19 protein-coding genes are annotated in these 19,378 nt (G+C 66.5%); 11 read left to right on the top strand and 8 right to left on the bottom strand.

From position 1 onward, the window contains the following. Positions 1 to 10: 10 nt before the first annotated feature. Positions 11 to 640, bottom strand: a complete 630-nt coding sequence (locus ACQR1E_RS28220) for an NUDIX hydrolase (RefSeq protein WP_315751410.1) — start codon at positions 638 to 640, stop codon at positions 11 to 13. Positions 641 to 720: 80 nt separating this feature from the next. Between ACQR1E_RS28220 and ACQR1E_RS28215 the strand changes: the two genes are divergently transcribed. From ACQR1E_RS28215 to ACQR1E_RS28205, 3 genes are all read left to right on the top strand, one after another. Further along, positions 721 to 1,143: a PaaI family thioesterase gene (locus ACQR1E_RS28215; protein WP_315716316.1), complete on the top strand. Its 423-nt coding sequence runs from the start codon at positions 721 to 723 to the stop codon at positions 1,141 to 1,143. Positions 1,144 to 1,301: 158 nt separating this feature from the next. Beyond that, positions 1,302 to 2,312: an aldo/keto reductase gene (locus ACQR1E_RS28210; RefSeq protein WP_434897840.1), complete on the top strand. Its 1,011-nt coding sequence runs from the start codon at positions 1,302 to 1,304 to the stop codon at positions 2,310 to 2,312. Positions 2,313 to 2,314: 2 nt separating this feature from the next. Next, complete coding sequence (locus tag ACQR1E_RS28205; RefSeq protein WP_316165539.1) at positions 2,315 to 3,628, top strand: tetratricopeptide repeat protein; 1,314 nt, start codon at positions 2,315 to 2,317, stop codon at positions 3,626 to 3,628. Positions 3,629 to 3,634: 6 nt separating this feature from the next. Here the strand turns inward: ACQR1E_RS28205 and ACQR1E_RS28200 are convergent, their stop codons facing one another. Both ACQR1E_RS28200 and ACQR1E_RS28195 read right to left on the bottom strand, forming a co-directional pair. Further along, on the bottom strand, positions 3,635 to 4,600 hold the full coding sequence (locus tag ACQR1E_RS28200; RefSeq protein ID WP_315716320.1) for an NAD(P)-dependent oxidoreductase: 966 nt from the start codon (positions 4,598 to 4,600) through the stop codon (positions 3,635 to 3,637). Positions 4,601 to 4,755: 155 nt separating this feature from the next. Continuing rightward, positions 4,756 to 6,057 carry a M24 family metallopeptidase gene (locus ACQR1E_RS28195; protein WP_315826546.1) on the bottom strand — a complete coding sequence of 434 codons (1,302 nt, stop codon included), beginning with the start codon at positions 6,055 to 6,057 and terminating at the stop codon, positions 4,756 to 4,758. A gap of 122 nt (positions 6,058 to 6,179) precedes the next feature. Here ACQR1E_RS28195 and ACQR1E_RS28190 point away from each other — a divergent pair, with 122 nt between their 5' ends. Genes ACQR1E_RS28190 through ACQR1E_RS28180 form a run of 3 tightly spaced genes read left to right on the top strand, consistent with a single transcriptional unit; the run spans position 6,180 to position 8,863 of the window. Next, positions 6,180 to 7,241, top strand: coding sequence for a LacI family DNA-binding transcriptional regulator (locus ACQR1E_RS28190; protein ID WP_316226664.1), 1,062 nt, complete (start codon positions 6,180 to 6,182; stop codon positions 7,239 to 7,241). Between the two features lie 57 nt (positions 7,242 to 7,298). After that, positions 7,299 to 8,117, top strand: coding sequence for a CoA transferase subunit A (locus tag ACQR1E_RS28185; protein ID WP_434897839.1), 819 nt, complete (start codon positions 7,299 to 7,301; stop codon positions 8,115 to 8,117). Further along, on the top strand, positions 8,114 to 8,863 hold the full coding sequence (locus ACQR1E_RS28180) for a CoA-transferase (RefSeq protein WP_315716324.1): 750 nt from the start codon (positions 8,114 to 8,116) through the stop codon (positions 8,861 to 8,863). The genes ACQR1E_RS28185 and ACQR1E_RS28180 overlap by 4 nt, the downstream gene beginning before the upstream one ends. Before the next feature lie 360 nt (positions 8,864 to 9,223). On the opposite strand, the gene ACQR1E_RS28175 is transcribed toward ACQR1E_RS28180, so the two are convergent. Together ACQR1E_RS28175 and ACQR1E_RS28170 are read right to left on the bottom strand one after the other, a co-directional pair. Beyond that, positions 9,224 to 9,682 (bottom strand): hypothetical protein, encoded by a 459-nt coding sequence (locus ACQR1E_RS28175; RefSeq protein WP_315716325.1) that lies wholly within the window; start codon positions 9,680 to 9,682, stop codon positions 9,224 to 9,226. Positions 9,683 to 9,794: 112 nt separating this feature from the next. Further along, positions 9,795 to 11,267, bottom strand: coding sequence for a radical SAM protein (locus tag ACQR1E_RS28170; RefSeq protein ID WP_434897838.1), 1,473 nt, complete (start codon positions 11,265 to 11,267; stop codon positions 9,795 to 9,797). A 79-nt stretch (positions 11,268 to 11,346) separates the two neighbouring features. Between ACQR1E_RS28170 and ACQR1E_RS28165 the strand changes: the two genes are divergently transcribed. The 4 genes from ACQR1E_RS28165 to ACQR1E_RS28150 all read left to right on the top strand — a co-directional run bounded on the left by ACQR1E_RS28165 (position 11,347) and on the right by ACQR1E_RS28150 (position 13,732). After that, a complete protein-coding gene (locus ACQR1E_RS28165) occupies positions 11,347 to 11,808 on the top strand; it encodes a DUF1843 domain-containing protein (protein WP_315716327.1) in 462 nt (153 codons plus the stop codon). 19 nt (positions 11,809 to 11,827) lie between these two features. Then, positions 11,828 to 12,298, top strand: a complete 471-nt coding sequence (locus ACQR1E_RS28160; RefSeq protein WP_315751390.1) for a hypothetical protein — start codon at positions 11,828 to 11,830, stop codon at positions 12,296 to 12,298. A gap of 94 nt (positions 12,299 to 12,392) precedes the next feature. Further along, positions 12,393 to 12,821, top strand: coding sequence for a hypothetical protein (locus ACQR1E_RS28155; protein WP_315826541.1), 429 nt, complete (start codon positions 12,393 to 12,395; stop codon positions 12,819 to 12,821). Beyond that, positions 12,710 to 13,732, top strand: a complete 1,023-nt coding sequence (locus ACQR1E_RS28150; protein ID WP_434897837.1) for a caspase family protein — start codon at positions 12,710 to 12,712, stop codon at positions 13,730 to 13,732. Before ACQR1E_RS28155 ends, ACQR1E_RS28150 begins: the two co-directional genes overlap by 112 nt. Positions 13,733 to 13,737: 5 nt before the next feature. Here ACQR1E_RS28150 and ACQR1E_RS28145 read toward each other — a convergent pair whose 3' ends face one another. Further along, complete coding sequence (locus tag ACQR1E_RS28145) at positions 13,738 to 15,210, bottom strand: N-acyl-D-amino-acid deacylase family protein (protein ID WP_316204437.1); 1,473 nt, start codon at positions 15,208 to 15,210, stop codon at positions 13,738 to 13,740. Between the two features lie 255 nt (positions 15,211 to 15,465). Here ACQR1E_RS28145 and ACQR1E_RS28140 point away from each other — a divergent pair, with 255 nt between their 5' ends. Then, positions 15,466 to 16,503, top strand: a complete 1,038-nt coding sequence (locus ACQR1E_RS28140; RefSeq protein WP_315826538.1) for a zinc-dependent alcohol dehydrogenase family protein — start codon at positions 15,466 to 15,468, stop codon at positions 16,501 to 16,503. A gap of 26 nt (positions 16,504 to 16,529) precedes the next feature. Here the strand turns inward: ACQR1E_RS28140 and glgA are convergent, their stop codons facing one another. Both glgA and glgC read right to left on the bottom strand, forming a co-directional pair. Beyond that, positions 16,530 to 17,996, bottom strand: a complete 1,467-nt coding sequence (gene glgA / locus ACQR1E_RS28135) for a glycogen synthase GlgA (RefSeq protein WP_315716333.1) — start codon at positions 17,994 to 17,996, stop codon at positions 16,530 to 16,532. After that, positions 17,993 to 19,258 (bottom strand): glucose-1-phosphate adenylyltransferase, encoded by a 1,266-nt coding sequence (gene glgC, locus ACQR1E_RS28130; RefSeq protein ID WP_315716334.1) that lies wholly within the window; start codon positions 19,256 to 19,258, stop codon positions 17,993 to 17,995. The genes glgA and glgC overlap by 4 nt, the downstream gene beginning before the upstream one ends. Between the last annotated feature and the right edge of the window lie 120 nt (positions 19,259 to 19,378).

Here is a 19,378-nt window from a genome sequence, read left to right as displayed (position 1 = left end):
GAAACGGCGGCTACTTCCAGGCAAACACCGGCTGTTCCAGCTCATGCACCCGGGTGTCGCGGCCGGACAGCACCTCGCGGAACTGATAGATCAGCGCTGCGGTGGGCGCGTGAATGAGGCCCTCGCGGGCGTGAAAGCGGATCACGCGCCGCGTGCTCTCTGGGATCACGGTGAAGTCGAACGCGTCGTCCGCCGTGATCGCATCCAGGCCGATCCGGTGCACCGAGGAGACCTCGTCCGGATTCGGTCGCAGCGTGCGGCCATCGCCCGCCCATACCACGACCGGGGTAATCAGATAGCCCGACCGTGTCGGGTAGTCGTCGAGCAGGCCCAGCACCGCGTCCGGCGCCAGGATCAGCCCGAGCTCCTCTGCGAGCTCGCGCAGGGCGGCCTCGACCGTCGTTTCGCCGGCGTCGCAGCGTCCGCCCGGCAGCGCCCATTGCCCGCCATGGCTGCGCAGCCCTGCGGCACGCAGAGTGAGCAGCAGCGCCGTGTTGCCGGTCTCGTGGTGGGGGGCCAGCGCGATCACCACCGCCGCGCGCTTCAGCGAGGCCGCCGCCGCAGTCGCCTCCAGCCGCACGAAGCCCGCGCAGCAGCTTGCGATTTTCCGCCTGGTGGCATCGTCGAACGGCATCGGCATGCAGCTTGACTACACCAGGCCGGCGACAGATGAAACGACCTCCAGGCCGGCTCGGGCCACAACGGGAAGGGTCTTCAGCGATGACGAAATCGGCCGCGGCCAGGATGACGTCCGACGGCTGGGAGATCGTCGACACCTCCGGTTTCCTGCATCTGATCGGCCCGCTGTGGCAGCGGGTCGTCGGCGGTGTCCACGAGTACGCCATCGTCACCGAGGACAAGCACCACAACCGCCGCGGCCTGGTCCAGGGCGGCGTGATCATGACGCTGGCCGACCGCAGTTGCGGCATGACGGCCCGCTACGCCGCAGGCAAGGAGCACATGGCGACGATCCAGTTCGACACGCATTTCGTCGAGTCCGGCAAGATCGGCGAGACCCTGGTGTCGCGGCCGCATGTGGTGCGGATCACCCGCAGCCTGGTGTTCATCACCACCGAGGTCACGGCCGGACCTCGCGTGATCGCGATGGCCTCGGGCGTGTTCAAGATCTTGAAGAGCGAATAGGGGTCACTCGCTCCGCCGTCATTGCGAGGAGCGCAGCGACGAAGCAATCCAGGGTGGCGGAAGGGACTCTGGATTGCTTCGCTGCGCTCGCAAAGACGCGTTGATGGGTTTATCGTCCTATCAAACCCATGCGCGCGTGTGGCAAGAATGAGGCATCAATGGACTATCGCCAGCTCGGCCGTTCCGGCCTGAAAGTGTCGCCGATCTGCCTGGGCACGATGATGTTCGGCGGTCCCACCGACGAGCCGGCATCCGCCCGCATCATCGCCAAAGCGCGCGACGCCGGCGTCAACTTCATCGACACCGCGGATGCCTACAACAAGGGCGTCTCGGAAGAGGTGGTCGGCCGCGCCATCGCGCGCGAGCGCGACCGCTGGATCGTCGCCACCAAGCTCGCCAACCCGATGGGCGACGATCCCAACCGCGCCGGCCTGTCGCGGCGCTGGGTGCTGCAGGCTGCCGACGAAAGCCTGCGGCGGCTCGGCACCGGTCACATCGACATCTACTACCTGCACAAGGAAGATCACGCGACGCCGCTCGAGGAAACCGTGCGCGCGATCGGCGATCTCATGCGTGCCGGCAAGATCCGCTATTTCGGCGTCTCCAACTACCGCGCCTGGCGGCTCGCCGAGATCTGCAATCTCTGCGACGCCATCGGCATCGACCGCCCTGTCGTCAGCCAGCCGTACTACAATGCGATGAACCGGATGCCGGAGGTCGAGCACCTGCCGGCCTGCGGCTATTACGGCCTCGGCGTCGTGCCCTACAGCCCGCTGGCGCGCGGCGTGCTCACCGGAAAGTACAGCCCCGATGCGCCGCCGGACATGGACACCCGCGCCGGCCGCAACGATACGCGAATGATGCAGACCGAGTGGCGGCCCGAATCGTTGAAGCTGGCGCAGGAGATCAAGCGTCACGCCGAGACGAAGGGCTTCACGCCGGGACAGTTCGCCGTGTCCTGGGTGCTCAACTCCGCCTTCATCAGCTCCGTGATCGCGGGTCCGCGCACCGAGGCGCAATGGGACGATTACATCCGCGCGCTCGACTATCCCTTTGCCGCCGACGACGAGGCGCTGATCGACCGGCTGGTCGTGACCGGTCACGCCTCGACGCCGGGCTACAACGATCCGGCCTATCCGATCGAGGGCCGCAGGCCGCGGGTGGGCTAAAGATGGAGGAGGATCGCTACGGCCTGCCACTGTCGACCGCCTCCACTGACGCGGCCGCAGCCTATCGCGAGGGCATGGATCTGCTGCTCGCATTCTGGCCCGGGGCCATTGACGCGTTCGAGCGGGCGATCATGCTCGATCCGGAGTTCGCGCTGGCGCACGCGGCGCGTGCTCGCATCCACGCGATCTACATGCAGCGCGAGGCGGCGCTGCAGACCATCGCACGCGCCCGCGATCTCGCTGCCAAGCGCGGCACCCCGCGCGAGCAGAGCCATGTCGCGACCCTGGTGCTCGCCATCGAGGGACGCGGCACTGACGCGCTGACATCGACCCTGGCGCATCTGGCGAACTGGCCGCGGGACGCCATGATCATGGCGCTCCCGCTCGGCGCTTTCGGCCTGCTCGCCTTCTCCGGCCGCGCCGATCACGATGCCGCCCGCCGCGACCTCTGCGACCGCTTCGCCGCTGATTATGGCGAGGACTGGTGGTTCATGTCCAACCATGGCTGGGCCCTGACCGAGGCCGGCGAGTTGGCGAAGGGCCGCGCCGTCACCGAGCGCAGCTTCGCGCTGCGCCGGCACAACGCCTATGCCGTGCATGCGCTGCTGCATGCGATGTTCGAGGAAGGCGCGGTGGACGAGGCCGATGCGCTCGTCGAGGGGTGGATCGGCGACTATGACCGCACGGGAATGCTGCATGGCCATATCTGCTGGCACCAGGCGCTCGGCGCGCTGGACCGGGGCGATACCGACAAGGCGCGGGCGGTCTATACCGACGTGCTGGTGCCGACGATGGACTCGGCGCCCCCGCTCAACACCCTGTCCGACTGCGCCTCGCTGCTGTGGCGGCTGATGGCTGACGAGCAACCGGTGCCGCCCAACGCATGGGCCGACACGGCGGCCTATGCGAGCACGCGCTTCACGGGTTCGACCCTCGCCTTCGCCGAGATGCATCTGGTGATGATCGCGGCAGCAACGCATGACAGCGCCGCGCTCAAGGGACGCCTTGCCGCGATCGAGCGGCGGCAGGCCGAGGGCAGGCTGCCGGCCGGGCGCATCGTGCCGCACATGTTGCGGGCACTGCGTGCGTTCGCCGATGACAATTGGCGCGGATGCGCGCGCGAGCTTGCGCCCGTCATCGGCGACCTCCCCCGCATCGGCGGCAGCCACGCCCAGCGCGAGGTGATCGAGGACACCTACATCCTGGCACTGATCCGCAGCGGCGCGCTGGCTCAGGCGCGAGACCTGCTCGATGCCCGCCTGCACCGCCGCCCCTCCGCGCGCGACACCCGCTGGCGGGCGCTCACCGCGAGCTGAGCCGGATTATCCCTCGGTCTCCAGCCCGGTCGGCATCGGCACGTTCTCCGGCGCCAGCTTGACGCCCGCCGCCAGCGCCACGGTCTCCAGCAGCGCCGCAAAATCCTTCTCCAGATAGGCGGCAGGATCGGCCTGCAGCGAGGCCGCGCCGACATGGGCCTGCAATGCCTCGCGTGTCGCGGCCGTCACCGGCATCGCGACGTCGAGCTGGCGCGCCGCCGACAGGCCGAGATCGAGATCCTTGCGCAGCAGCGGCGGCGTGAAGGTCGTGGTCCAGTCGAGATTGACCAGCGCGTTGCTCTTGTACTTCGTGAAAGTCGAGCCCATGACGCTGGCGTTCATGAAGTTCAGGAAGGCATGGCGCGGCACGCCGGCCTTCTGCGCCAGGATGGTGATCTCGGCGAGGTTCTGGATCACGACGCCGAGGAAGACATTGTGCGCGATCTTGCAGATGCGCGCGAGCTCGCCCTCGCCGACATAGGACACGCCGGAGACAGCGATCTTCGCCAGATAGGGTGCGATGACCTCGAATGCGGCCTTGGGGCCGGAGACGACCGACGACAGCTTGCCGGCCTTGACGCATTTGCCGTTGCCGGACACCGGCGCGCGCACGAACTCACAGCCCAGTCGAACGAGCCTGGCGGCGATTGCCTCCGACTGCTCGATGCCGATCGAGGAGCAGTCCACCAGGATCCGGGGACGCGATCCGGAACTGGCAGCCACCAGGCCGTTGTCGCCGAAATAGACCTGCTCGAGATCCTTGCCCGTCGACACCATCGTGAACACGATGTCGCACGCGGCGAGATCGCGGGGATGATCGACGATCACGCCCCCTTTCGCCGCCAGCGGCTCGGCCTTGGCGCGGGTGCGATTGTAGATCGACACCTTGTGGCCGGCCTTGAGCAGGCGCTCGGCCATGGGATAGCCCATGCGCCCCATGCCGATCCAGCCGAGCGAATGCGTCGTGGTCATTGTCGTCTCCTCGTCCTACTTATCACGGATGCGGTCATTGCGAGGAGCGAAGCGACGAAGCAATCCAGAGTCACGGCTGCCGCCCTGGATTGCTTCGCTTCGCTCGCAATGACGAAAACACGAAGACCACTCTCCTGGTCGCACCGTTCGTTCGCTCAATAGCGGTTGGCGATCGGCAATTCCTCGGCCGGGAACAGCGTGATCACCTGACAGCCCTTGTCGGTGACCACGACCTCCTCCTCGATCCGCGCGGCCGAGAAGCCGTCGGTCGCCGGACAGTAGGTCTCGAGCGCGAACACCATGCCGGTCTTGATCTCCATCGGATTGTCCAGCGAGACCAGCCGCGAGATGATCGGGCGCTCATGCAGCGCGAGCCCGAGGCCGTGGCCGAACTGCAGGCCGAAGGCGGCCATCTCCGAGGGAAAGCCGAACTCCTCGGCCTTAGGCCAGACCTTGGCGACGGTGTCGGTCGAGACGCCCGGCTTGATCAGCGCGATCGCATGATCGAGCCATTCGCGGCACTGCTTGTAGGCGTCGTGCTGCGCCGGCGTGGCGCGGCCGACGTTGAAAGTGCGGTAGTAGCAGGTCCGGTAGCCCTGATAGGACTGCAGGATGTCGAAGAACGCCTGGTCGCCCGGACGCAGGATGCGGTCGGTGAAATTGTGCGGATGCGGATTGCAGCGCTCACCGGAGATGGCATTGATCGCCTCGACGTCGTCGGAGCCCATCTCATAGAGCATCTTGTTGGCGAGCGCGACGATGTCGTTCTCACGCACGCCCGGCTTCAGGTGTTCGTAGATCGAATGATAGACACCGTCGACCATGGCCGCGGCCTGATTCAACAGCATGATCTCGTCGATGTTCTTGATCTCGCGCGCGTCCAGCATGACCTGCTGGCCGTCGACCACCTTCATGCCGGCCTTCTGCAGCTCGAAGAACATCGCGGTCTCGGCGAGGTCGACGCCGACCGGCATGTCGGCAACGCCGGCCGACCGCAACAGGCTCATCACCTCCTCGGCATGCGCCTTCATCAGTCCGACCGCCGGCGGCACGGTGCCGCGCATGCCGAGCATGCCGGCGCGGCAGTTCTCCGGCGCCAGCCAGTCGCAGAACAGACGATGGTGGACGGCTGCCGAACCGAAATCCCACACGATCGGCTCGCCGTCGCCGGCCAGCAGCGCGAAACGGCACAGCTTGTCGCGCTCCCATTCGCCGATCTTGGTGCCGGACACGTAGCGAATGTTGTTGACGTCGAACAGCAGCAGCGCACCATAGCCCGACGCCTTCAGCGCCGCGCGCGCCCGCGCCAGTCGGTAGCGCCGCAACCTGTCGAAATCGACGCGGCGCTCGAAATCCACCGAGACATGGCCATGCGACGGAATCGCCCGCCCCCAGCGCCAATGCGGATCGAGATGCTCCGGGCTGACCAGATGCGGCTTCAGCGCGCTGGCTGTCATGTGGGCGTTTCCCATTGTGCTATTGCAATCGATTGCAGAGCCGGATTTATTGCACGCACGCAAAATGTGTCAAGGTACCGCGCGATCAAAACGTCGCTGCGCTGCGGCATCGGGGAGCGGAGATGAAACGGACGTCGCCATCGACAAGGAGCCCGCGCGCAACGGCGTCCTCACGCCCGACGATCAAGGATGTCGCCGCGCGCTGCGACGTGCATCCCTCCACGGTGTCGCGCGCGCTCAGCCCGGCCATGAAGCATCTGGTGGCGGGCGATGTCGTGGAGCGGATCCAGGCCGCCGCCAACGCGCTCGGCTATCGGCTGAACATGGCCGCCAAGGGCCTGCGCACCGGGCGCAGCGGCCTGATCGGTGTGCTCGCGCCCGATATCGCCGATCCCGGCTTCCCGCCCGTGCTGTCCGGCATCGCCGATCGTCTCAACGCCGAGGGCTATGCGACGATCGTCGTCGACGTCGGCAGCAAGGGGTCGGAGCAGGATCTGGTCGACCGGCTGATTGCCCGCGGCGTCGACGGTCTGGTGCTGGCGACGGTGAGCTTGCGCGACGATGTCGTGAAGCACTGCCTGGACGCGGCGCTACCGGTGGTGCTGGTCAATCGCGTCGATGCCGCCGGACTCCTGCCCTCAGCAGCCAGCGACGATGCCGCCGGCATGCGTCTCGCCGTCCAGCATCTCGTCGCGCTCGGCCACCGCCGCATCGGTCACGTCGCGGGCCCGCAGCACGTCTCGACCGGCGCGCACCGCCGCGCCGGCTTCGAGGCCAGCATCAGGGTCGCGGGACTGTCCGCCCGCCATGCGCCGGTCGAAGCCGTCGAAGCCTATACGCGGGCGGCGGGTCGCGAGGCTGCGCTGCGCCTGCTCGCGCGGCGGACGCGCCCGACCGCAATCGTCGCCGCCAATGATCTGCTGGCGCTCGGCGTCTATGACGCGATCGCCGCGCGCGGCCTGACCTGCCCCGGCGATGTCTCCGTGGTCGGCCACAACGACATGCCGTTCGTCGACATGGTCGCGCCGCCGCTGACCACGGTGCGGATCGCCCAGCGGGACATGGGGGAAGCCGCGGCGCGGTTGCTGCTCGACCGCCTTGCCGGGCGCGAGGCAGCGACCGACCACATCGTCCTGGCGCCGGAGCTCATCATCCGCGGCTCGACGATCGCATACGAGCACTGACAGGTCCGCGGGGCATCGCTACACTGCGCGGCAGAGCAACAACGGGAGGATACGCCGATGGCGGAGATTGTCGGCCTAGAGGCGCTCGTCGCATCCATCGCACCGGGGCAATCGATCGCGATCCCGGTCGACCGTGCCGGCGTCTCGATGGCGGCGACGGCGGCCATGATCGAGGCCGGCCTCACCGGACTGCATCTCGTCTGCGTGCCGATATCGGGCCTCCAGGCCGATCTGCTGATCGGCGCCGGCGTGGCCGCGGTGGTGGAAACCAGCGCCGTCTCGCTCGGCGAGGCCGGCGGCGCACCGCGCTTCGTCTCGGCCGTGCGCGACGGCAGCATCCGCCTGCGCGATGCCACCTGCCCTGCGATCCATGCCGGCCTGCTGGCCGGGCAGAAGGGCGTGCCGTTCATGCCGATCGCCGGCATCATCGGCAGCGATCTGCTGCAGGTCCGCCCCGATTGGAACGTGATCGACAGTCCGGTCGGCGAGCCCGGCAAGGTGGTCGTGGTGCCGGCGATCACGCCCGACGTGGCGCTGTTTCATGCGCCTGAGGCCGACCGCTTCGGCAATGTCCGCATCGGTCGCTACCGCGAGCTGGCGACGATGGCCTATGCGGCGAAGCGCACGCTGGTCACCGTCGAACGCATCGTCGATCGCGATTTGATGGCGACCGAAGACTCGGCGGCCGGCGTGCTGCCGGCGCTGTATGTCGATGCCATCGCGGTGGCGGCGAACGGGGCCTGGCCGCTGCCGCTGTGGGACGAATACGAGACCGATGGCGCCGAGCTGGCGCGCTACGCCGCGATGGCGCGCACCGACGAGGGCTTTCGCAGCTATCTCTCCGCCTTCCTGGCCCGCAGCAAGCAGGTGGCATGACCATGCACGATGAACGCGCGCGCAAGGAGCTGCTGATCACCACCATCGCCGACCTGCTCGATGGCATCCGCCATGTCGCCGTCGGCGCCTCGTCGCCGATCCCGGCGGCCGGCGCGATGCTGCTGCGCGCACGGAACGCGCAAGCGGGCAAGCCGCCGGTCCGCATCTCGATCCTCGGCTCGAGCCGGCACAATTTCTTCACCAATGGCGGCGTCGAGCTGTTCGACTGCGCCGCGCAGGGCCGCGTCGACGCGTTCTTTCTCGGCGGCGGTCAGATCGACGGCAGCGGCAACATCAACCTGGTCGGCACCGGCGACTATCCGCGGATGGATGTGCGCTGGCCGGGCTCGTTCGGCTCGGCCTATCTCTACCATCTCATTCCGCGGGTGATCCTGTTTCGCGAGGAGCATTCGCCGCGCGTGTTGGTGCCGAAGGTGGATTTCGTCAGCGCCGCCGCGACCACGCCGGAGGTGAAGCGGCGCGGCGGCCCGCAGGCGCTGCTGACCAATCTGGCGCTGTTCGATTTCGACCGCGAGCGCGGCGGCTTCCGGCTGCGCTCGGTGCACCCGGGCTACTCCGCCGACGACGTGCGCGATCGCACCGGATTCGATTATGCGGTGCCGGAGATCGTGCCGCCCACGCCCGCGCCGGACCGGGCGACGGTCGAGCTGATCCGCGGCCGGATCCTCGACGAGCTCGCCGAATGCTATCCGGAATTCGCGCGCGCGATGGCTGCAGCGGCTTAGCTAGCGATCCAGGCTACGCCTGTCCATGCTGGTGCCGACGCCAAAATTGGATCGCCAATTGGATGGATAGGCCACCGCGCGCCGCGGGGCGGGCATTTTGAACTCGGCAAATCCGCCAAGGCTCAAATGGACGAACGAGTAAGAAAACTCAGGCCCATCGCCATTCCGCGGAGCTATGCTGCGACCGGAACGGTTTGCCGCCACTGGTAGCGGCGGGTCTGGCGAACGCGCCGTCCACGATGCCCGGGGGGCCAAAGCCGCCCGTCGACTCGGTCGGCATCATGCGATGCCCCGCGCCGGTGAAACCGGCGCACGGGCAAGCCGCGCGCCGCCTTCAGCGTTGATCAGTTTCACCGTTGATCAGTGACGTGCCGCCGCAGCACCGGCATAGACACCGGCAATGAAGGCCGCCGCCGCTCCGGCAACGGGCGCCAGCGCCGGAACGAACTTCGCGCCTGCCGCAGTATCGATGATCTGCTGCAGCGCATTGCCGTCCTTGGCCTGGGCGGACTCCTGGTAGATGCGCGTTGCGGCTGCTTCGATCTCGGCGAAGGTCGCCGTGCAGATCACCTTGTCGATGCCCTGATACGATACAGGTCCGGCTTTGCTGTCGTGAAGGTATTGGTGCGTGAGTTGCAGGCCACCACCGATGATCGCTCCTGCGGCTGCAGCGCCGAGCGCCAGCACGGCGGGCGCGATCTTCGGACCGAATTCCTTCGCGCCCGCTGCTCCTGCTTCAGCGAACGCCAGAGCCGGCATGTGCAGCCAGGACACGGGAATGTTCGCCAGCGCGGCTCTGACGTCTTCATTTGCATTCATGGGATACTCTCCTCGGTTGGGTTTGATTGGACCAGACGACTTTCGCCAGCGCCTTCCCGCGGCCGCAGGTACCGACGAACGACTCCGCTCAACCTGCGGAGGCGCCCTTCGGTCAGGCGGGCGCCGCGATACGGCGCAGGATTTGTTCGATCTCGTTGTGGTGCTGCATGACGCGTTGCACGACCCGCACCTGATCATCGGCACTGTTCGTTGCGTCCGCGCCTGCGTGGCAATGCGGGCATTCCGGCTCTCCCTGATAGAAGAAGTGCTTGCAGGACTCGCAGAGCAGCAGCTGGTCCAGCCTCGCCGCCGCGTCAGGCGCGAGATCCTGGAACTCGTCGCTCGCGTACACTTCCTGGCCGTATCGGCCGCCGTGGGCGTCCTCGATCATGATGTCGAAGCAGCCATGGTCGAACGGCTGTCGTCCCGATGGCCTCGTCCGCTGCACGATCACCTCGCGCCAGCCGCGTTCGGCCAGCCGCAATACCCGGTAGTGGCAGAACGGATTGTTGCCAGGCCGTCCCGACAGCACGTGCGTGGTCCAACTGCACCCGGCGCGGCACATCGGACCGTAGTAGCACTTGGCGCAGAACCCCCAGCGGCGCCCGCGGCTCTCGTCGAGATCGCGCATGAAACGCAGTTCGGCGCTGTCGTTCCAGATGTCGGTAAATGATCGATCGCGGATATTGCCGCCGACATAGGCGGCCGTAGGGAGCGACGGGCAGCCCTTGATGGCGCCGTCAGCCTCGATTCCCAGGCCAGCCCGTCCGGCCTGGCAGCCGCCGTAGTATTCGAATCGTCCGGAGGTACTGCGCCAAGCCGCTTCGTATGGGCCAAAATACCCGATGTTGTTACCGGGCATAAGCTGCAGGCCGCGATCGAGGCCCTCTTCGAACAGGGCAAACAGCTCCGGCATCAGCGCAGCGAGATCGAAGGGCTGCAGCAGCATGGATGGAGCATCGGCCGCATTGCCCATGGGCACGGTGAGCTGAATCTGCCAGGCGGAGGCCCCGGCGTCGATGATCGTATCGAAAATGTCGCGCAGGCCGCCCAGGGTAAGACGATTGACCTGCGAGTTGGCGGTCGCCATCAGCCCATGCTTTCGCGCGTTCCGGATCGCGGCCACCGCTTGGCCGTGGCTGCCCTTGATACCGCGGAGCCGATCATGTGTAGCGGCCGGGCCGTCGATGGAAACGCCGACGGTCTTGAGTCCGGCGCGCGCGGCCGCTTCGATCTTCGCTTCCGTGAGTGCCCGGGCGCCGGTCTGCAGGCCGCAGACAATGCCGTTACGAGTGATCTCCTCGACGAGGACCAGCCAATCGGGGCGGAGGTAAGCTTCGCCGCCGATCAGAACGATCTCCTTGGTGCCAGCGCGCGCAAGTTCGCCAATCAGAGCGATGCATTCCGCGGTGGTCAGCTCGTCATTGCGAGGTGCGCCGGCCCGGGACCCGCAATGGCTGCACTTCAGGTTGCAGAGGAGCGTGATCTCCCAGACCACATAGCGCGGTTGAGCGGTAGGCAAGCCGCCGGAAGGGATTGATCGGACCGGCATCTCGGTATCGGCGTGGGGTACACGAGAGAACATGAAATTTGCCGCGACATCGTTGACGATTGGTATCGTAAAATACTAACCTTAGATTGTATAGAGGACGAGGGAGGCGAATTTGGCGAAGGAAGGCGTTCCAGGCGGAGTGGTGCCTCTGTACGGCCTTGCGATCGGCAATGCGCTCGCAAGTGGCGGTATCACTCTGGACGAGTTGGTCACATTGCGCTCGCACGCGAAGGCGATCGTCGACGCTCAAGGCGATCTGGTTTCTGCGGTGAACGCGCTCGACGAGGAAATCGTCAAGCGCGGCGGACAGGCGGCCGCCAAGGGCGCGGCGCCTGCCGAGGTGGTGCCATCCGAACGCTTCACCGTGCAGATCACCGGCCTTCCGATCGAGCCACAGGCGAGACAGAGCATCGAGCAGGCCGTCAATAATGCGGTGAAGGCTGCCATTGCCGCTCACGACAGCGGCGGCGACCTGAAGATCACGGCGTTGTCTCAAATCCAATCGTTCGGGGGAACGCACGGCGGCGCCACTGCGGGTCTGATCGCCACGATCGATCTTCAGTCAGCGCCTTGAAGGTTTGGAGGGCGACATCATGACCGAGAAGAGTACAGCTGGCGGAATCGCATCCTTCGCCGGTGGAGCAATCATGGTCTATGGCGTTGCCATTGGCAACGCGTTGGCGGCGGCCGTCAAAGGGCCCGCATCCATCGACGATCTGGTGTCGTTGCGCGACCATGCGCGCCAGATCGTCGGCGTCCAGGGTGATCTTGTTGCGGCGCTGGCCGCTTTGGACGCTGAGATTGCGAAGCGTGGAGGCGCCAAGGCGGCGCCCGCGCCGGAGATGGAGCGCTTCGTCGCTCAGATCGATGGCGGTCCGCTCTCCGGCCAGTTGAAGTCTGAGATCGAGCAAGCCATTCAGAAGGCGGTGACGGCTGAAATCGCAAAGCTCGATACGCGCGGCGACATGGTTGCGACGCCGCTGTCGCAGATCAAGGCGTTCGGAGCGGGACCTGGCTCCCACATTTACGGAGCTGTCTATCGACCGAAGCTGGATAATCCCTGAGTGCGGTCGAATGCCCGGCACACGTTCGGATCACGGCGATGTCCAGACCAAGCAAGCCGGGCGAGGCGAGAGCTAATCGAGAGGCGTTCAGGCGATGTCCGATGCAGCATCCGTGAAACCGAAGTCGGTGCCGATGTGCCCGAGTTCGCGCTGCGCCGACGGCAACACGCTGCTCGGCATCGTCAATGCCGAGGGCCGGATCGATTTCATTCCCGAGCGCTTCGAGGTCGACGCCGCCTTCGTCGCGATCGCCCGGCAGGGACGTCCGCCGGAACAGCGCTTCCGCTTCTCGTCGCCGTGCCTCGCGCGCGGCTGCGGAAAGTGGGACGGCAAGCGCTGTGGCGTCGCCAAGATCCTGAACGAGCACGGGCTGGAGCTCCTGCCGAATGAGCGGACCGTGGCGCTGCCGCGGTGTTCGATCCGTGCGAACTGCCGTTGGCACGGCGACTACGGCGATGCGATCTGCGCGGTCTGCGCCTGGGTGGTCACGGAAAGCGGCAATCGGCTCGAACCGCCGGCTTGATGTTTGCGAGCCGAGACATCAGGGGGACGGAAATGGCCAAGGGCATTTCGCTGCATATCGGTCTCAATCGGCTGGATCCGAAGCACTATGCTGGGTGGGACGGCAAGCTGAACGCCTGTGAGAATGATGCGCGCGCGATGGAGGCGATTGCGAAGACGGCGGGCTATCGGACCGGCATTCTGCTCAGCGAGCAGGCCACGCGCGGCGCCGTGACCGACATGCTGACGATGGCCGCCCGCGACTTGAACAGCGGAGACATTCTGCTGCTGACCTATTCGGGCCACGGCAGTCAGGTTCCGGACCTCGATGGTGACGAGATCGACGCACTCGATGAGACCTGGTGCCTCTATGACGGACAGATGATCGATGATGAACTCTATCGCGTGTACGGCGCGATCGCCGACGGCGTTCGTGTTCTGATTCTCTCCGATTCCTGCCATAGCGGCACTGTGGCCAAGGTGAGCTACTACGAGATGGCGCAGGCCGCCGGCTTCGCCGGGAATTTGGATATCGCCGTGGCCGGCAGGGCCGCGACGAAAGGGATCAGCTATGCGCCCAAGTTCTTGCCGCAGGATATCGCCCTTCGTACGTATGAGCAGAACCGCGCATTTTATGAAGCCATCGGCCGGGCCGCAAAGGGCGCGCCGGGTGCGGAGTCGAGCGATGTCGCCAAGGCCAGCATCCGTCTGATCTCGGGCTGCCAGGACAATCAGGTGTCATTCGATGGCGCCATCAACAGCGTCTTCACCGCGGCGCTGCTGCTGGTCTGGGCGAACGGTCAATTCAAGGGCAACTACAACGATTTTCACCTTCAGATTCAGCGCAAGATGCTGCCGACGCAATCGCCGAACCATTACAGGACCGGCAAGGAAGATCGTGAGTACGACAGCCAGCGCCCGTTCACGATCTAGCTAGATCACCGCCGTGATCCGCGCGTGATCACCTGCCCCGCACGCGCCTTCTGGTGCGTGCCCTGCCACCAGGTCAGCGCGCCATTGACGATGACGGCCTCGATGCCGGCGGCCGGCACGCAGGGGGCATCATAGGTCGCGCTGTCCCGGACGCTGGCGGCATCGAAGATCGTGATGTCGGCATGGTTGCCGACCGCGATCGTGCCGCGTCCCTCGACGCCGAAATTCTGCGCGGTCAGCCCGCTCATCTTCCACACCGCGGTCTCCAGCGAGAACAGCTCGAGCTCGCGGCAGTAGTAGCCGAGCACGCGCGGGAACGTGCCCCAGAGCCGCGGATGCGGACGCTCGCCGAACGGCAGGCCGTCGGAGCCGATCATGGTCGGCTCGAAGGCGAGGATGGTCTGCACGTCGGCCTCGTCCATCGCGAAGTAGATCGCCGACGCCGGCTGCAGCCGCTTGGCGGCTTCGAGCCGGTCGACGCCCCAGCCAGCGGCGATGTCGGCGAGATCCCGACCCGCCATTTCCGGATGGGGTCCGGAGGCCGCGACGACGACCTTGACCTGCAGCTTGGCCGGGTCGGTGTGCAGCATGGTCGACGAGGCGTTGTAGGGATAGCAGTCGAGTGCGACGCATTGGCAGCTCATCGCCTTCGTGATCAGCGGCAGCGTCTCCCTGGTGCGGCCGAAATTCGCTGGCCCCACCACCTTGTGATGCGAGATCACGACCTGGACGTCGAGCGCCTTGCCGATGGCAAAGCTCTCCTCCAGCGACTGGATCACCTCGTTCGCCTCGTTGCGCATATGCGTGGCATAGACGCCGCCGCTGCCTGTGAGCGGACGGCACACCTCGATGATCTCCTCGGTCGGCGCCGCCTCCGCCGGCGGATAGAACGTCCCGGTCGAGACGCCGATGGCGCCGGCGTCGAGCGCCTCCTGCACATGCGCGCGCATCTCGGCGATCTCCACGTCCGTCGCGGCCCGGCCGAGGTCGCTCACGACCGACGCACGCAGCGCGGTGTGGCCGACCATGGGCGCCACGTTGACCGCCGCGGGCGCCGTGCGCAGCGCGGCGACGTAGTCGGCGAACGCGGCATACTCGACCACCTGTCCCTCGCTTGGCGATAGCAAGCCGAGCGGCATCGGCCGCGGCGAGCCCGGCTTCAGCGGCGCGATGCTGACGCCGCAATTGCCGGTCACGACGGAGGTCACCCCCTGCGAGACCTTGCATGTCATGTCGGGATCGACCAGCACGGCGCTGTCGTCATGGGTGTGGGAGTCGATGAAGCCCGGCGCAACGATGAGGCCGGTGGCATCGATCTCCCGCGTGGCTCGCCGGCCGTCAAGCCCGCCGATGGCGACGATGCGGCCGTCCTTGATGCCGACATCCGCCTCGAAGCGTGGCGCACGCGTGCCGTCGATGACGGTGCCGCCGCGGATGATCAGGTCGAAAGACTCGGACGGAGGCTGGTTGTCGGTCATGAAATCTCACGCGGAATTGTAGGAAGCCGGGAGACTATCCGCGAGCCGCACCGATGCGTCCAGAGCGATGCGCATGTGATCCGAGCCGGGCTGGACTGCATTGGAGGCGCGACGCGCGTCCGCCGTCGCCTTTCGTCCTGGCCACCCGGAACACACGATAGTGATAGGGACTCTGGCCAGGATTGATACGCCTCAACGGCGCGCGACCTCTCTGGCGCCATCCATCCTCCGGGAAGCAACCTGCGGAGGTACGTCATGAAAGCCCTGGTCTATCATGGTCCCGGCCAGAAATCTCTCGACGAGCGCCCGAAGCCGACCATCATCGAGCCTGGCGATGCGGTGGTCAAAATCCTGAAGACGACGATCTGCGGCACCGACCTTCACATTCTCAAGGGTGACGTGCCGACATGTACACCGGGCCGCATTCTCGGCCACGAGGGCGTCGGCGTGGTCGACGCGGTTGGCAGCGCCGTGCGCGCGTTCAAGCCGGGCGACCACGTCATCATCTCCTGCATCTCGGCCTGCGGAACCTGCGACTATTGCCGGCGCGGCATGTATTCGCATTGCCGCCATGGCGGCTGGATCCTCGGCAACAAGATCGACGGCACGCAGGCCGAGTATGTTCGCACGCCTCACGCCGACACCAGCCTCTACCACGTGCCGCCTGGGACTGAGGAGGATGCGCTGGTGATGTTGAGCGACATCCTGCCGACCGGTTTCGAATGCGGCGTGCTCAACGGCAAGGTCGAGCCGGGATCGGCGGTGGCGATCGTCGGCGCCGGCCCGATCGGATTGGCGGCGCTGCTGACGGCACAGTTCTATTCGCCGGCCGAGATCATCATGATCGACCTCGACGACAACCGGCTCGAGGTCGCCACCCGCTTCGGCGCCACCAGCGTCGTCAACAACGCCGACGGCAAGGCCGTCGAGAAGGTCCTGGCGCTGACGAATGGCCGCGGCGTCGACACCGCGATCGAGGCAGTCGGCATGCCCGCCACGTTCGTGACCTGCGAGGACATCATCGCCCCCGGCGGCACCATTGCCAATGTCGGCGTGCATGGGGTCAAGGCCGACCTGCATCTGGAGAAGCTGTGGGACCGCAACATCGCGATCACGACGCGGCTGGTCGATACGGTGACGACGCCGATGCTGCTGAAGACGGTGCAGTCGCGCAAGCTCGAACCGAAGCGGCTGATCACCCATCGCTTCAGGCTTGATCAGATCCTCGATGCCTACGAGACGTTCGGCGCCGCGGCCAAGACCCATGCGTTGAAGGTTCTCATCGAGGCATAGGCCTCCCGACCCGTACGCCGCGGCGCTCAGCCTGCCGGACGCCGCTGCGCGACGATCTGCCGGTAGAGTTCGGCATAGCGGCCGGCGCGGTGGCGCCAGGAGACGTCGGTCAGCATCGCATTGAGCTGCATGCGGGTCCAGTTCGAGGCGTTGCTGCGCGCGGCGTAGAAGGCCGCAGCGGCGCGGCGCAGGGTCTGATCGAGCGCCTCCGCTGTCACGGACGCGCACTTGAACCCGGTTGCGGCGACGCCGGCCTCGGTCTCGTCAATGACGGTGTCGGCAAGACCGCCCACCGCAGTGACGATCGGCAGCGCGCCGTAGCGCAGGGCGCAGAGCTGCGTCAGCCCGCACGGCTCGAACCGTGACGGCACGACCAGCGCATCGCAGCCGGCCTGGATGAGATGCGCCAAGCCCTCGTCGTAGCCGATGACGACGCCGATCTTTGCGGGATCGTTCGCGGCCGCGGCACGGAACGCGTCGCGCAGCTCGGCCTCGCCGTCGCCGAGCAGCGCCAGCTGGATGCCGCTACTGGTCAAGGTCGGCAGGCAGGACAGCAGCAGGTCGAGCCCCTTCTGCGAGGTCAACCGGCTGACGACGCCGAGCAGGAACGTCTCCGGCGCCACCTGCAGGCCCATGCGCGTCTGCAGCGCCGCCTTGTTGGGTGCCCGCGCCTCGATCCGGTCGATGCCGAAATGCGAGGCGATCGCCGGATCGCTGCCGGGATCCCACACCGCCGTGTCGATCCCGTTCAGGATGCCGACGAGGTCGGACGCACGCTGACGCAGCAGGCCGCCGAGGCCCATGCCCTGCTCGTCGCTCTGGATTTCCCGCGCATAGGTCGGCGACACCGTCGTGATCTTGTCGGCGAATTGCAGTCCCGCCTTGAGGAAGCTGATGTCGCCGTAATATTCGAGGCCGTAGATCGAGAAGGATTCCGGCGGCAGGCCGAGCGGCGGCAGGAAGTGGCGCGGAAAGCGGCCCTGGAACGCCAGATTGTGCACGGTCACGACCGTGCCGGGATGCGGCCGGTGGCTGTACAGCAGATAGGCCGGCACCAGCCCAGCCTGCCAGTCGTGGCCGTGGACGACATCGGGCACGAAGGCCGGCACCGCGCCGAGGCCGATATAGGACGCCGCGCGGGCCAGTGCCGCGAAGCGGAACGCATTGTCCGGCCAGTCCTTGCCGTCGGGCCCCAGATAGGGGTTGCCCTCGCGGTCGTAGAGATGCGGTGCGTCGAGCACGAACAGGTCGAGCGCGCCATGGCTGCCGCCGAGCAGCCGGGCGTTGCCGCCGAAGAAGTTCGGCAGCGAGCTGATCTCGCTGGCCTGCTCCAGCGCCTTCATGACCGCGGGATAGCCGGGAATCAGCGTGCGGACCTCGACATCCTCCGCCAGCAGCGCCCACGGCAGGGCGCCGACGACATCGGCGAGGCCGCCCGTCTTGACGATGGGATAGACCTCCGAGGCAACCGACAGAACGCGCAGTGGCGTCATGAATTGAGCCCGTCGATCATCGGCTGGGTAATCAAGGTCACGCCGTTCTCCGTGGTCCTGAACCGCTTGGCGTCGAACTCCGGATCCTCGCCGACCACGAGCCCCTCCGGAATCTGCACGCCGCGATCGACCACCACGTTGGTCAGGCGCGCATGGCGCGCGACGTTGACGTAGGGCAGCAGCACCGCGTTCTGCAGCTTGGCGTAGGAATGCAGATGCGCTCCCGTGAACAGCAGCGAGCGCTGCACCTGGGCGCCGGAGACGATGCAGCCCCCGGACACCAGGGAGCAGGTCGCCTCGCCGCGGCGTCCATCCGTGTCATGGACGAACTTGGCCGGCGGCGTGATCTCAGAATAGGTCCAGAGCGGCCAGGAGCGATCGTAGAGATCGAGCTCGGGCACGACGTCCGTCAGATCCAGATTGGCCGCCCAATAGGCGTCCACCGTTCCAACGTCGCGCCAGTAGCTGCCCTGATCGTGGGCGGCGCGGACACAGGAGCGCGAGAACTGGTGCGCCACGGCGCGGCCGTTCCTGACGATGTAGGGAATGATGTCGCGGCCGAAATCGTGGTTGGAATTCGGTTCCGCTGCGTCGCGCTTCAGCTCCTCGAACAGGAATTTGGCGTCGAACACGTAGATGCCCATGCTCGCGAGCGACTTGTCGGGCTTGCCCGGCATCGGCGGCGGATCGGCCGGCTTCTCGATGAAGTCGCGGATCGTGTCGTCCTCATTGATGTGCATGACGCCGAAGCCTGAGGAGTCCTCGCGCGGCATCTCCAGGCAGCCGACGGTGACGTCGGCGCGCTGGTCGACATGCTGCTGCAGCATCAGCTCGTAGTCCATCTTGTAGATGTGGTCGCCGGCCAGCACGACGATGTATTTCGTGTTGTAGGTCTCGAGAATGTCGATGTTCTGGTACACGGCGTCGGCCGTGCCGACGTACCACATCGTCTCGGAGACGCGCTGGCTCGCCGGCAGGATGTCGAAGCTCTCGTTGCGCTCGGGGCGGAAGAAGTTCCAGCCCATCTGCAGATGGCGGATCAGGCTGTGCGCCTTGTACTGTGTCGCCACGGCGATGCGCCGGATGCCGGAATTGACGGCGTTCGACAGCGCGAAATCGATGATGCGCGACTTGCCGCCGAAATAGACGGCGGGCTTGGCGCGCCGGTCGGTCAGCTCCAGCAGCCGGCTGCCGCGTCCGCCAGCCAACACGAAGGCCAGCGCGTGACGGGACAGCGGCTCGGTCCGTGCGGCGGGTGCCATGGTTCTCCTCCCTGCAACTCTTTGTCGCGTCAAGATTTCCGCGGCCCGGGCAGAGGAGTCTCGCGATCGCGCTTCCTCGTCCGGTACTCACATATGACGGGGGAACAGCCAACCAGTTCC

It is taken from the genome of Bradyrhizobium sp. HKCCYLRH1030 (assembly GCF_051168395.1).
Lineage (GTDB): Bacteria > Pseudomonadota > Alphaproteobacteria > Rhizobiales > Xanthobacteraceae > Bradyrhizobium.
This window is presented reverse-complemented; position numbering and strand designations above follow the sequence as displayed.

Excerpts from the sequence above, each read along its gene's own strand:
- ACQR1E_RS28185 (WP_434897839.1), top strand. The coding sequence starts at position 7,299 with ATGGCGGAGATTGTCGGCCTAGAGGCGCTCGTCGCATCCATCGCACCG.
- ACQR1E_RS28205 (WP_316165539.1), top strand. The coding sequence starts at position 2,315 with ATGGAGGAGGATCGCTACGGCCTGCCACTGTCGACCGCCTCCACTGAC.
- ACQR1E_RS28140 (WP_315826538.1), top strand. The coding sequence starts at position 15,466 with ATGAAAGCCCTGGTCTATCATGGTCCCGGCCAGAAATCTCTCGACGAG.
- ACQR1E_RS28215 (WP_315716316.1), top strand. The coding sequence starts at position 721 with ATGACGAAATCGGCCGCGGCCAGGATGACGTCCGACGGCTGGGAGATC.
- ACQR1E_RS28200 (WP_315716320.1), bottom strand. The coding sequence starts at position 4,600 with ATGACCACGACGCATTCGCTCGGCTGGATCGGCATGGGGCGCATGGGC.
- ACQR1E_RS28175 (WP_315716325.1), bottom strand. The coding sequence starts at position 9,682 with ATGAATGCAAATGAAGACGTCAGAGCCGCGCTGGCGAACATTCCCGTG.
- ACQR1E_RS28170 (WP_434897838.1), bottom strand. The coding sequence starts at position 11,267 with ATGTTCTCTCGTGTACCCCACGCCGATACCGAGATGCCGGTCCGATCA.
- ACQR1E_RS28160 (WP_315751390.1), top strand. The coding sequence starts at position 11,828 with ATGACCGAGAAGAGTACAGCTGGCGGAATCGCATCCTTCGCCGGTGGA.
- glgC (WP_315716334.1), bottom strand. The coding sequence starts at position 19,258 with ATGGCACCCGCCGCACGGACCGAGCCGCTGTCCCGTCACGCGCTGGCC.
- ACQR1E_RS28155 (WP_315826541.1), top strand. The coding sequence starts at position 12,393 with ATGTCCGATGCAGCATCCGTGAAACCGAAGTCGGTGCCGATGTGCCCG.
- ACQR1E_RS28195 (WP_315826546.1), bottom strand. The coding sequence starts at position 6,057 with ATGACAGCCAGCGCGCTGAAGCCGCATCTGGTCAGCCCGGAGCATCTC.
- ACQR1E_RS28220 (WP_315751410.1), bottom strand. The coding sequence starts at position 640 with ATGCCGATGCCGTTCGACGATGCCACCAGGCGGAAAATCGCAAGCTGC.
- ACQR1E_RS28180 (WP_315716324.1), top strand. The coding sequence starts at position 8,114 with ATGACCATGCACGATGAACGCGCGCGCAAGGAGCTGCTGATCACCACC.
- ACQR1E_RS28190 (WP_316226664.1), top strand. The coding sequence starts at position 6,180 with ATGAAACGGACGTCGCCATCGACAAGGAGCCCGCGCGCAACGGCGTCC.
- glgA (WP_315716333.1), bottom strand. The coding sequence starts at position 17,996 with ATGACGCCACTGCGCGTTCTGTCGGTTGCCTCGGAGGTCTATCCCATC.
- ACQR1E_RS28145 (WP_316204437.1), bottom strand. The coding sequence starts at position 15,210 with ATGACCGACAACCAGCCTCCGTCCGAGTCTTTCGACCTGATCATCCGC.
- ACQR1E_RS28210 (WP_434897840.1), top strand. The coding sequence starts at position 1,302 with ATGGACTATCGCCAGCTCGGCCGTTCCGGCCTGAAAGTGTCGCCGATC.